Below are 12329 nucleotides of genomic sequence, written 5' to 3' on the forward strand. Positions count from 1 at the left end.
GCTCCGGCAGCGGGCTCCAGAAGCGTATCAGGTGTGCGCGGCTTCTCGGGCTCTCAGGCAGCCGGGTCGCGATCCCCAGCGTCTGTGCGGTCTCCGGGGGAGGGACACCCCGATCGGGACCCGGGACCGCGCGATGACCGTGACGTCGATCACGAGCGACCCGATGACGCCGACGATGATCGCGACGGCCAACACCGGGGTGTCCACCCAGTCCCGGTCCTTGAGCGCGACGAGGACGACGATGAAGAGCACGAACTTGACCAGGAACGTCCCCATGATCGTGCCGAAGAACGCACCAGAGACCATCTGTCCGCCCGAGAACCGGATCGCGAGGAGGACGCTCACCGCGGTCAGACCGCAGAAGACGACGCTCATCACGGCGCCGATGAGCCCGCCGGTCAGGCCGGGGCCACCGGCGACGAACCACCCGACGACACCGCCGACGAGCGCGAGGGCGGCGGCGAGGCCGGCACCCTGCACGAGGATGCGGCGGAACACCGGCCGGACGTGGTCGAGCGCGTTCGGTGCGGTCACGATGGGTCTCCAGGGGTCGAGCGGGGCCGGGGCCGCGGTCGCGGGTCCCGGACGGCGGCGGCACGGTCGAGCGGGTCGTAGCTGGCGTCGAACGGCGCACCGGCGGACGCGGTGGTCTGCGCCGCGATCTCGACCCGCTTCCGGCCGAGTGGGGCGAACGTCACGATGGCACACACCGTGAACCCGACCGCGACGAACGCCGCGACCCACCACCAGTTCACGAAGAGGAAGAGCAGGCAGCCGAAGGCGACCACTGCCGTCCACGCGTAGAAGATGAGCACCGCGTGGAAGTGCGAGTGCCCCATGTCGAGCAGGCGGTGGTGCAGGTGCTTCCGGTCCGCGGAGAACGGCGACTTCCCGGCGCTCACCCGTCGGATCACGGCCAGGCCGAAGTCGAGGATCGGCACGACGAGGATGGCGAACGGCAGCAGGATCGGGATGAACGCCGGCAGCAGGTCGGTCCGGGTCCGGACGGCTGCGGGGTCGATGTTGCCCGTGATCGACACCGCGCTCGTCGCCATCAGGAACCCGACCAGCAGCGCGCCGGCGTCCCCCCATGAAGAGCTTCGCGGGGTGCCAGTTGAGCACGAGGAACCCGGCGCAGGCGCCGACGAGCACCGCGGTGAGCAGCGACGGCAGGTTGAAGAAGAACTCCGTCTCCACGACCACGCGGTTGATGAAGAACGTGTAGAGGAAGAACACCCCGCCCGCGATGATCGCGACCCCGGCCACGAGTCCGTCGAGCCCGTCGATGAAGTTCACCGCGTTCATGACGAGCACGACCGCGAGCACCGTGAAGATGAGGCTCATGTAGGACGAGCCGACGCCGAGCGTGTTGCCGATCGGCAGCGAGACGATCGCGACGCCCTGCCAGGCGAGGATCCCCGCGGCGATGATCTGTCCGGCGAGCTTCGTCATCCAGTCGAGGTCCCAGATGTCGTCCGCGACGCCGAGCACGACGATGATGGTCGCGCCCGCCAGGACGGCGATCACCCGCCCCGGCTCGCCGAAGACGAGCCGGAAGTAGTCCTGTCCCGCGATCGCCGGGAAGAGGAACCACGCGCAGAGCAGGGAGACGATCACGCCGAGGAACATCGCGATGCCCCCCGAGACGCGGGGTGGGCGTCCGGTGCACGTCCCGCTCACGGACCTTCGGGTACCACTTGTACTTGATCCCGAGCTTCCACACGAGCCAACTGACGAGGAAGCTCACGACCGCCGAGATGACCCCCCGCGAGCAGGTAGAACTTCACCGGACGAGGTCGTCCCCGACGACCCGTCTGATCTCGTCGTCCGGGATCACACCGTGGCGGACGATGCGGAGGCCCTCCCCCCGCGGACAGACCGGTCGCGTCCACGATGGTGGAACCGGTCGACGCTGCAGCACCGTCGTGCGGCGCCAGCGCTCCGCCGTCGAGGTAGACCGCGACGCTGTCACCGAGCATGCGCTCGGCGTCGTCGACGTCCATCGCGGCCGGGTCGCCGGTGGAGTTCGCCGAGGAGACCGCGAGCGGACCGACCTCGCGCAGGAGCTCGAGGGCGATGCGCGAGTCCGGCATCCGGAGCGCGACGGTCCCCCGCGTCTCACCGAGGTCCCAGTCGAGCGACGGCTGCGCACGGAGGATCACGGTGAGACCACCGGGCCAGAACGCATCGACGAGCTGGCGCACCGGCTCGGGGACCTCGCTGGCGAGCGCGTCGAGCGTCGCGACGCCCGGGATGAGCACCGGCGGCGGCGACTGCCGCGTCCGGCCCTTCGCGTCGAGCAGGCGCTGCACGGCCGAGGCGCTGAACGCGTCCGCCGCGACGCCGTAGACGGTGTCGGTGGGCACGACGACGAGTTCGCCCCGACCGAGGGCGGTCCGTGCGAGCCGCATGCCGGTCAGGAGCCCGTCGGGGTCGGAACAGTCGTATCGGGAAGCCATGACCTGCACGATGATAGTGCGCGAGGATAGGAGGCATCGTGAACGAGACGCCCGCGCCCCCCACTCCTGTTCCTCTTCGACATGGACGACGTCCTCGTCCGCTACGACTGGACGACCCGGATGGCCGGGCTGACCGAGCTGACCGGGCACGACTTCACCGAGCTCCGCCGCCGCTGGTGGGACACCGGGAACGAGCAGCGGGCCGAGGCCGGGCACTTCGCGGACGCCGACGCCTACCTCGCCGCCTTCGAGCAGGCCATGGGGTGCCCGGTCCCCGAGACGGAGTGGGCACGCATCCGCGGAGCGGCGATGACCGAGCTGCCGGACCGGCTCGAGGCGGTGCGGATCGCCAAGCAGCACGGTCGGGTCGCGCTGCTCACGAACAACGGCCCGCTCGCCGGTCGGTGGCTGCACGAATGGGTCCCGTCGCTGCCGCCGCTGTTCGAGGAGCACCTGGACACCACGAGCGCGTTCGGCGCACGGAAGCCCGATCCGGAGGTGTTCCGGCGCGTGCTCGCCCACCACGGTGTCCCGGCCGAGCGCACCTTCTTCGCCGACGACATGCCCGAGAACGTCGCCGGGGCACGGAGCGTCGGCATCACCGCCGTGCTCGTCGAGCACGACACCGACCTGCGGGGTGCGGTGCGGACGTTCGTCGCGGCCCACGAGACGGCACCGGTCGTCTAGGAGCCGCCGCCCGGCACACGCCGGTCAGCGCGTCGCGGTGGTCGTGCGGTCGCGTCCGGTGAGGTCGACGTGCGTCTCCGGGGACCGGAAGCCCCGGTCGGCGAGCACCGCGCGGACGCCGGCGCCCTGCTGCTCGGCGTGCTCGACGACGAGCAGTCCGCCGGGCACGAGCAGGCGCCACGCGGTCTCGGTCAGGGCCCGCACGGCGTCGAGCCCGTCCGGTCCGCCGTACAGCGCGAGCGCCGGGTCGTGGTCGCGGACCTCGGGGTCGATCGGGACCGCGTCGTCGGGCACGTACGGCGGGTTCGACACGACGACCGACACCCGGCCGTCGAGCTCCGGCAGCGCGTCGGCGAGGTCGCCCTCGACGAGGTGCACCGTCCCGCCGTGTGCGTCCACGTTGCGACGCGTCCACGGCAGGGCCTCGGGCGAGCGTTCGACCGCGTACACCACGGCGTTCGGCACCTCGGTGTCCATCGCGATGGCGATCGCACCGCTCCCGGACCCGAGGTCGACGGCGATCGGCTCGGGCACCGCGGTCGACCGGAGCGCGTCGATGCCGAACTGGACGACCGACTCGGTCTCCGGCCGCGGGACGAACACGCCCGGTCCGACCGACAGGGTCAGCGCGCGGAAGTGCGCCTCGCCGGTGACGTGCTGGAGTGGTTCACGGGTGACGCGACGGGCGACGGCGTGCCGGAAGCGCTCGACGTGTCCCTCGGCGATCGCTCCCCCCGGTCATCGCACGCGCCTGCACGGCACCCCGCGAGGTGTCCGTCGCCCAGGCCAGCAGGAGTTCCGCGTCGACCTGTGGCGTCGGGACGCCTGCCGCGGCCAGGGCAACTGCCGCCTCGCGCAGGAGCCGGTCGGCGGCGAAGGCGGGCCGGGGACCCGAGGTGGGGCGGGCCTCCCGGCCGGACACGCCGATCAGGCGTCCTGGTCGCCGAGGGCGGCCAGGCGCGCCTCTTCGTCGGCCTGGATGGCGGACTGCACGACCGGTTCGAGTGCGCCGTTCATGACACGGTCGAGGTCGTACGCCTTGTAGCCGGTGCGGTGGTCCGCGATCCGGTTCTCCGGGAAGTTGTACGTCCGGATGCGCTCCGAACGGTCCATCCCGCGGATCTGCGACTTGCGGGCGTCGGAGGCGATCGCGTCACGCTCCTCCTGCTGGCGCGCGAGGATGCGGGCCCGCAGGACGCGCATGCCGGCCTCGCGGTTCTGCAGCTGCGACTTCTCGTTCTGCATCGCGACCGTGATCCCCGTCGGGAGGTGCGTGATGCGGACCGCGGAGTCCGTCGTGTTGACCGACTGTCCGCCGGGACCGGAGGAGCGGTACACGTCGATCTTCAGGTCGTTCTGGTTGATCTCGACCTCCTCCGGCTCGTCCACCTCGGGGAAGACGAGCACGCCGGTCGTCGACGTGTGGATGCGCCCCTGCGACTCGGTCGCCGGGACGCGCTGGACGCGGTGCACACCGCCCTCGTACTTGAGGTGTGCCCACACGCCCTGCGACGGGTCGGTCGCGTTCGACTTGATCGCGACCTGCACGTCCTTGTAGCCACCGAGGTCGGACTCGGTGCGCTCGAGCATCTCGACCTTCCAGCCCTTGCCCTCGGCGTAGTGCGAGTACATGCGGAGCAGGTCGGCCGCGAACAGCGCGGACTCCTCGCCGCCCTCGCCGCCCTTGATCTCCATGATGACGTCACGGCCGTCGTCGGGGTCGCGCGGGATGAGGAGCCGGCGGAGGCGCTCCTGGCGCTCCGCCAGCTGCTCCTCGAGCCCCGGGACCTCGTCCGCGAACGCCTCGTCCTCGCGCGCGAGCTCGCGGGCGGCGGCGAGGTCATCCCCCCGCCGCCTGCCAGCCCTCGTACGCGGCCTTGATCTGGCTCAGCTCGGCGTACCGCCGGTTGACCTTCTTGGCGCGGGCCGGGTCGGCGTGGAGCGCGGGGTCCGACAGCTGCTGCGTCAGTTCCTCGTGTTCCGCCAGCAGCCCTGCCACCGACTCGAACACGCGTTACTCCTGGTGGCCGCTGCCGTGGTGACCGTTGGTCGCCGGCACCGACTTCTGGATCTGGACGAGGAACTCCACGTTCGACTGCGTCTCCTTGAGGTTCCGGAGGACGACGTCGAGCGCCTGCTGCGGGTCGAGCCCGGCGAGGGCCCGACGGAGACGCCAGGTGATCGCGACCTCGTCGGCGGAGAGCAGCTGCTCCTCGCGACGGGTGCCGGACGCGTTGATGTCGACGGCCGGGAAGATCCGCTTGTCGGCGAGGTGCCGGTTGAGGCGGAGCTCCATGTTGCCGGTGCCCTTGAACTCCTCGAAGATCACCTCGTCCATCTTCGACCCGGTCTCGACGAGCGCCGTGGCGAGGATGGTCAGCGAGCCGCCGTTCTCGATGTTGCGGGCGGCGCCGAAGAAGCGCTTGACGGGGTAGAGCGCGGCGGAGTCGACGCCACCGGAGAGCACGCGACCCGACGGCGGCGTGGCCAGGTTGTACGCGCGGCCCAGTCGGGTGATCGAGTCGAGCAGCACGACGACGTCGTGGCCCAGCTCGACGAGGCGCTTCGCACGCTCGATGGCGAGCTCGGCGACCGTGGTGTGGTCCTCGGCGGGACGGTCGAAGGTCGAGGCGATGACCTCGCCCTTCACCGTGCGCTGCATGTCGGTGACCTCTTCGGGACGCTCGTCCACCAGGACGACCATGAGGTGCGCCTCGGGGTTGTTCTTCGAGACGGCGTTCGCGATCGCCTGCAGGACGACGGTCTTGCCGGCCTTCGGCGGGGAGACGATGAGACCGCGCTGGCCCTTGCCGATCGGCGACACGAGGTCGATGATGCGGGTCGAGATCTTCGCGGGCTCCGTCTCGAGGCGCAGGCGCTCGTTCGGGTACAGCGGGGTGAGGTCCTGGAAGTCGACCCGGGCCGCGGCCTCGTCGGCGGTCTGACCGTTGATCGTGTCGATCTTGACGAGCGCGTTGTACTTCTGACGGCTCTGCTGCTCGTCGTTCCGCGGCTGCTTGATCGCGCCGACGACCGCGTCGCCCTTGCGCAGGTGGTACTTCTTCACCTGACCGAGGGAGACGTAGACGTCCTCCGGCCCCGGCAGGTAGCCGGTGGTGCGCACGAACGCGTAGTTGTCGAGGACGTCGAGGATGCCGGCGATCGGGATGAGGACGTCGTCCTCGGTGACCTCGGGCTCGAACTCGTCGTTCTGGCCGCCGCGACCACGCTTGCGGTCACGCTGGCGACGGGTCCGACCGTTCTCGGCCTCCTGCTCGGCGGCGCGCTGCTGGTCGGCACGCTGCTGGTCGCCGCGCTGCTGGTCGCCACGCTGCTGCTCGGCCTGCTTCTGCTGGCCGTTCTGCTTCTGCTCGCCCTTGTCGGCGTTCTGCTGCTTGCCGTTCTGCTGCTGCTTCGGCTCGGCCTTGTCCGACTCGGGCTGCTGGCCGTTCTGCTCGGCCTGGTCGCCGTTCTGACCGCGACCACGACCGCGACCGCGACTGCGACGGCCGCGACGAGCGCCGCCCTCGGCCTGGTCGCCCTGGTCGGACTGGTCGGCCTGCTGGCCGTCGTTCTGCTGCGCGACGTCCTGGTCGCCCTGCTCGGCGGCGTCCGCGGCCGGGACCTGGACCTCCGCGGTGGCGCCCCGGGCCTCCTGGCCGTCGGCCTGCTGCGCCTGGCGGTCGCGACCGCGACCACGACGCTGACCGGTCTGGGCGGCCTCCTGCGCGTCCTTCTCGGCGCGGACCTGGTCCAGCCCGGCGAGGAGGTCCTCGGTGCCGGTGTGGCCGGCGTTCGTGTGCGAGGCCGCGGCGGTCGGCTCGGCGCTGACGGTGCCACCGGAGGAGGCACGGCGGTTGCGGCGACCGCGGGCCGGGGCCTCGGCGACCGGTGCGGCGGGCTGCTCGTCGCGCTCCGCCGGCGCCTGCTGCACGGGCTCCGCGGCAGCGACCTGCTCGGTGGTGTCCGCGACCGGGGTGCCGGTGCCGGCACCGTCGAGGGTCGGCGTGACCGTGGCGGGCGCCTCGGCCGGACGCTTGTCCTCGATCGAGGCGATGAGGTCGCCCTTGCGGAGCTTCGAGAGCCCGGTGATGCCGAGGGACGAGGCGATGCGCTGGAGCTCCGGGAGACGGAGCGCGCGCAGGTCAGTGGGGATCTCCACCGAACCGGTGGAGGTGGTGACGTCGGTCACGATGCTGATGGTTCCTTCCGACCGCAGAACGCGGAGAGTTTCCACCGTTCCCGTCGCGGATGTGCAACGGCCGTCGTTCAGACGACGGACCGGGAACGGTGATCTGGAGAGAGTGCCCCACGCACCGGATCAGCGTGGCGGTCGACCTGGGGTGGTCGACGCCTCCGCGAGTTCGGCTTCGAGCGTCGGGTGCGGCTTCACTGTAGCACCACCGAGGTCGACGGCCAGCATGAGCGCACGCCAGGTGGACTCGGCGTGTCGCTCGACCAGTCCGGCCGCCGCGAGCCGCTGTGCCGGGTCGCTCCCCATCACCAGGAGGCTCGGCCCGGCGCCCGAGACGACGGCCGCCAGACCGTGCTGCCGGAGGAGCCCGATCAGGGCGTCCGTCTCGGGCATCGCGCTCGCGCGGTAGGCCTGGTGGAGCCGGTCCTCGGTGGCCGCGAGCAGCAGTTCCGGGCTCTGGATGAGCGCCGCCACGAGCAGCGCCGACCGCGAGACGTTGAAGGCGGCGTCCTCGTGCGGCACCGTCATCGGCTGCAGGGACCGCGCGAGCTTCGTCGAGAGCGTCGACGTCGGGACGAAGACGACGGGCGACACCCCGCGGTGCACGAGCAACCGCTTGTACGCCGGGCCGTCGGCGGTCATCCACGCGATCGTCAGACCACCGAAGAGCGCGGGGGGCGACGTTGTCCGGGTGCCCCTCCATCTCGGTGGCGAGGCTCAGCAGCGTGGACGCGTCGAGGTCGACCACGCCGGCGAGGAGCCCACGCGCGGCCATCAGCCCGGCGACGATCGCGGCGGCGGACGACCCCATGCCGCGGCCGTGCGGGATCGCGTTCGTGGCGTGCAGCTCGAGCCCGGGCTGCGGGACGCCGGCGTGCTCGAAGCCACGGCGGACGGCCCGGACGACCAGGTTCGTGTCGTCGGTCGGCACCTCACCGGCGCCGACGCCGTCGATCGTCACGGTCGCGCCCGGCTCGGGCCGGACGCGGACGTCGACCTCGTCGTAGAGCGACAGCGCGAGTCCGAGGGAGTCGAACCCCGGGCCGAGGTTCGCGGAGGTCGCCGGGACGCGCACCCGGACCGCCCGTCCGGCCGGTACAGCCTCCAGGGCGGTCGCGCCCTCCCCCGGTCCGGACGAGCGGTCGACGCTCACCGCGCGCTGACCAGTCCGAGCACGTCCGCGATCGCGGCGGTGTCCACGGGCACGCTGGTCGGGGCGACCTCGCCGCCGTCCTGCGTGCGGAGCGCCCACTGCGGGTCCTTCAGGCCGTGGCCCGTCACCGTGATGACGACGGTCGCGCCCTTCGGGACGACGCCCGCGTCGGCGCGCTCGAGGAGTCCGGCGACGCCGATGGCCGACGCCGGCTCGACGAACACGCCGACCTCTGCCGAGAGGATGTGGTGCGCAGCGAGGATCGCGTCGTCGGAGATCGCACCGAAGTAGCCGTCGGTCTCGTCCCGGGCCTCGAGCGCAGGCTGCCACGACGCCGGGTTGCCGATCCGGATCGCCGAGGCGATGGTCTCCGGGTGCCGGACGACCTCACCGTGCACGATCGGGGCCGAGCCGGCTGCCTGGAAGCCGAACATCCGCGGCATCCGCGACGAACGGCCCGAGGCGACGTCCTCGCGGTACCCGCGCGAGTACGCGGTGTAGTTGCCCGCGTTGCCGACCGGCAGGAAGTGGAAGTCCGGCGCGTCCCCCCAGGACGTCGACGACCTCGAACGCGGCGGTCTTCTGCCCCTCGATGCGGTCGTTGTTGACCGAGTTGACCAGGTGCACCGGGTAGTTCGCCGACAGGTCCCGCGCGATGTCGAGGCAGTCGTCGAAGTTGCCCTGCACCTGCAGCAGCTGCGCGTCGTGCGCCACGGCCTGGCTCAGCTTGCCCATCGCGATCTTGCCCTCGGGCACGAGCACCGCGGCGGTGATGCCGGCGTGCGTGGCGTACGCGGCCGCCGAGGCGCTCGTGTTGCCGGTGGAGGCGCAGATGACGGCCTTCGCCCCGTGCTCGACGGCCTTCGAGATCGCCATCGTCATGCCGCGGTCCTTGAAGGAGCCGGTCGGGTTCATGCCCTCGTACTTCACGTACACCTGGGCGCCGGTGCGCTCGGAGAGTCGTCGCGCCGGGATGAGCGGGGTGCCGCCCTCACCGAGCGTCACGATCGGGGTCGCGTCGGTCACGTCGAGTCGGTCGGCGTACTCGCGCAGGACTCCCTGCCACTGGTGGGCCATCAGGCTTCTCTCTCTGTCCGGTGGGGCGGTCTGGTCTGGGTCGGCTGGTCGGTCGGGAGGCTCGGGGTCGCGTCAGGCGCCGACGACACGCAGCACGCTGGTCACGTCGATGACGACGTCCTCGCCGCGGAGCGCGACGACGGTGTCTGCCAGGTCGGCCTCACGCGCGAGGTGCGTGCGGATGACGAGCGTCGCGGTCCCCTCGACGGCCCCCGTGGTGGTCTGCTCGACGGTCTCGACGCTGACGCCGTTCGCCGCGAGCACCCCGGCGACGGTCGACAGCACGCCGGGGGGCGTCCGTCACGTGCAGCGCGATCTGGTAGCGGGTCCGCACCGTCCCGATCGGGAAGACGGGCAGTGCCGACTGCGTCGACTCCGCGACACCCGGCCCGCCGATGACGTGGCGACGGGCGGCGGACACGAGGTCACCGAGGACCGCGGAGGCCGTCTCCACCCCGCCGGCGCCGGCACCGTAGAACATGAGGTCGCCGGCGGCCTCGGCCTCGACGAACACCGCGTTCTTCGCCCCGTGCACGCTCGCGAGCGGGTGCGACTCGGGCACGAGCGCGGGGTAGACGCGGGCGCTGACGCCCTCGCGACCCTCGGCGTCGGTGAGGCGCTCGCACGTGGCGAGGATCTTCACGACGTAGCCGGCCTTGCGGGCGGCGCGGACCTGCTCGATGGTCACCGAGGTGATGCCCTCGCGGTGCACGGCGGCGAGCGGGACCGAGGTGTGGAACGCGAGCGACGCGAGGATCGCCGCCTTCTGCGCGGCGTCGTAGCCCTCGACGTCGGCGGTCGGGTCGGCCTCGGCGTACCCGAGCTCCGTCGCGGTCGCCAGTGCGTCGTCGAAGGTCGCGCCCTCGCGGTCCATCAGGTCGAGGATGAAGTTGGTCGTGCCGTTGACGATGCCCATGATCCGCTCGATGCGGTCCCCCGCGAGCGAGTCGTGCAGCGGTCGGATGATCGGGATCGCGCCGGCGACGGCGGCCTCGTAGTAGAGCTGTGCGCCGACCTGCTCGGCGGCGGCGAAGAGCTCCGGGCCGTGCGTGGCGAGCAGCGCCTTGTTGCCGGTGACGACGTCCGCCCCGGACTGCAGCGCCTGCAGCACGAGGGTGCGCGCCGGCTCGATGCCGCCGATGAGCTCGACCACGATGTCGGCCCCGAGGATGAGCGACTCCGCGTCCGTCGTGAAGAGGTCACGCGGCAGGTCGACGTCCCGCTGCACCTCGACGTCGCGGACGGCGATCCCGACCAGCTCCAGACCGGCGCCGGCCCGGGTCGCGAGCTCCTCGCCGTGCTCGAGCAGGAGTCGGGCGACCTGGGAACCGACCGAGCCGGCTCCCAGCAGCGCGACGCGGACGTTGCGGTATTCGATCATCGGGTGGGTGTCTCTCCGGGTCGGGTGGTCAGCGTGCGGCACCGGTGTCGGGCACCGGCGCGACGCCGGTGTCACGGGCGAGGAGGTCGTCGACGGTCTCGCCACGCACGAGGATACGGGCCGTGCCGTCCGCCACCGCGACGACCGGCGGACGACCGACGTGGTTGTAGTTGCTCGCGAGACTCCAGCAGTAGGCACCGGTCGCGGCCACCGCGAGCAGGTCGTCCCGCTGCACGTCGCCGGGCAGGTACTCGTCGTGGACCACGACGTCACCGCTCTCGCAGTGCTTCCCGACGACGCGGGTCAGCACCGGGTCGGCGTCCGACGTCCGGGCGAGGCGTGCCGTGTAGTCCGCGCCGTACAGCGCCGGCCGCACGTTGTCGCTCATGCCGCCGTCGACCGACACGTAGGTGCGCGTCGCCGACGTGCCCTCGTCCGTCTCGACCGTGACGGGCTTGATCGTGCCGACGCGGTACAGCGTGACGCCGGGCGGGCCGACGATGTAGCGGCCGGGCTCCACCGCGATCTCCGGCACCGGGATGCCGCGGGACGCGCACTCCTCGGCGACGATCGCGGCGAGGGCGTCCGCGACGTCCTCGGGCGCGAGGGCCGCGTCCGCCTCGGTGTAGTCGATGCCCCAGCCGCCGCCGAGGTTGAGTTCCGGCACCGGACCGGTGGCGACGAGCGTGGCGTGCACGTCCATCAGCCGGCGGGCGGCCTCGCGGAAACCGCTGTCGTCGAAGATCTGCGACCCGATGTGCGAGTGCAGCCCCACGAACGCCAGGGACGGCTCGGCACGGACGGCCGTCGCCGCCTGCACGGCCTCGGACAGCGGGATGCCGAACTTCTGGTCCTCGCGCGCGGTGGCCAGGAACTCGTGGGTCGAGGCGTGCACCCCGCTGTTGATCCGGATGCGCACGCGCTGCACGACACCGGCCTCGGCGGCGATGCGGGCGACGCGGCCGATCTCCTCGTGGCTGTCGAGCACGACCGTGCCGAGCCCGATCGACACCGCGCGCTCGAGTTCTGCGTCGGACTTGTCGTTGCCGTGGAAGCCCATCAGCGCCGGGTCGACGCCCGCGGCCAGCGCGACGGCGATCTCCCCCATCGTGCAGACGTCGAGACGGAGGTCGGCGTCGGCCATCCACCGGGCGACGTGCGTCGTCCAGAAGGCCTTGGCCGCGTAGTAGACGTGCGCCCGGGTCCCGATCCGCGAGAAGGCGTCGGTGAAGGCGTTCCGTACGCGGACGGCGCGCGACTGGACGTCACGCTCGTCGACGACGTACAGGGGTGAGCCGTACTGCGCCACGAGTGCGTCCGCGGCGACACCGCCGATCGCCAGCATGCCGTCGTCGGTCCGCGTCGCGGAGGCGGGCC

The 12329-nt window shown here is 71.9% G+C and carries 4 protein-coding genes and 6 pseudogenes; 1 reads left to right on the forward strand and 9 read right to left on the reverse strand.

Annotation, left to right across the window (positions count from 1 at the left end):
- Positions 1-27 precede the first annotated feature (27 nt).
- Both DEJ15_RS19565 and DEJ15_RS11945 read right to left on the reverse strand, forming a co-directional pair.
- Positions 28-1680 carry a Cg1360 family ATP-synthase-associated protein gene (locus DEJ15_RS19565; RefSeq protein ID WP_502866097.1) on the reverse strand — a complete coding sequence of 551 codons (1653 nt, stop codon included), beginning with the start codon at positions 1678-1680 and terminating at the stop codon, positions 28-30.
- Between the two features lie 103 nt (positions 1681-1783).
- Positions 1784-2459: pseudogene (locus DEJ15_RS11945) on the reverse strand (L-threonylcarbamoyladenylate synthase).
- Positions 2460-2525: 66 nt separating this feature from the next.
- Here DEJ15_RS11945 and DEJ15_RS11950 point away from each other — a divergent pair.
- Positions 2526-3146 (forward strand): HAD family hydrolase, encoded by a 621-nt coding sequence (locus tag DEJ15_RS11950; RefSeq protein ID WP_349814883.1) that lies wholly within the window; start codon positions 2526-2528, stop codon positions 3144-3146.
- Positions 3147-3170: 24 nt separating this feature from the next.
- Here DEJ15_RS11950 and prmC read toward each other — a convergent pair.
- From prmC to lysA, 7 genes and pseudogenes are all read right to left on the reverse strand, one after another.
- A pseudogene (gene prmC, locus DEJ15_RS11955) lies at positions 3171-4068 on the reverse strand (peptide chain release factor N(5)-glutamine methyltransferase).
- 5 nt (positions 4069-4073) lie between these two features.
- A pseudogene (gene prfA / locus DEJ15_RS11960) lies at positions 4074-5157 on the reverse strand (peptide chain release factor 1).
- Between the two features lie 3 nt (positions 5158-5160).
- The gene (gene rho, locus DEJ15_RS11965; RefSeq protein WP_110825119.1) at positions 5161-7338 is read right to left on the reverse strand and encodes a transcription termination factor Rho; all 2178 of its coding nucleotides are present in this window, start codon (positions 7336-7338) and stop codon (positions 5161-5163) included.
- Between the two features lie 129 nt (positions 7339-7467).
- Positions 7468-8449: pseudogene (gene thrB, locus DEJ15_RS11970) on the reverse strand (homoserine kinase).
- A gap of 41 nt (positions 8450-8490) precedes the next feature.
- Positions 8491-9571, reverse strand: a pseudogene (gene thrC, locus DEJ15_RS11975) (threonine synthase).
- 72 nt (positions 9572-9643) lie between these two features.
- Positions 9644-10952, reverse strand: a pseudogene (locus DEJ15_RS11980) (homoserine dehydrogenase).
- Between the two features lie 28 nt (positions 10953-10980).
- On the reverse strand, positions 10981-12297 hold the full coding sequence (gene lysA / locus DEJ15_RS11985) for a diaminopimelate decarboxylase (protein ID WP_502866098.1): 1317 nt from the start codon (positions 12295-12297) through the stop codon (positions 10981-10983).
- Between the last annotated feature and the right edge of the window lie 32 nt (positions 12298-12329).

Source organism: Curtobacterium sp. MCJR17_043, assembly GCF_003224315.2.
Lineage (GTDB): Bacteria > Actinomycetota > Actinomycetes > Actinomycetales > Microbacteriaceae > Curtobacterium.

What these genes read in the sequence shown, in the direction of transcription:
- lysA (WP_502866098.1), bottom strand. Translation starts at nt 12,297, where the DNA reads ATGCTGGCGATCGGCGGTGTCGCCGCGGACGCACTCGTGGCGCAGTAC.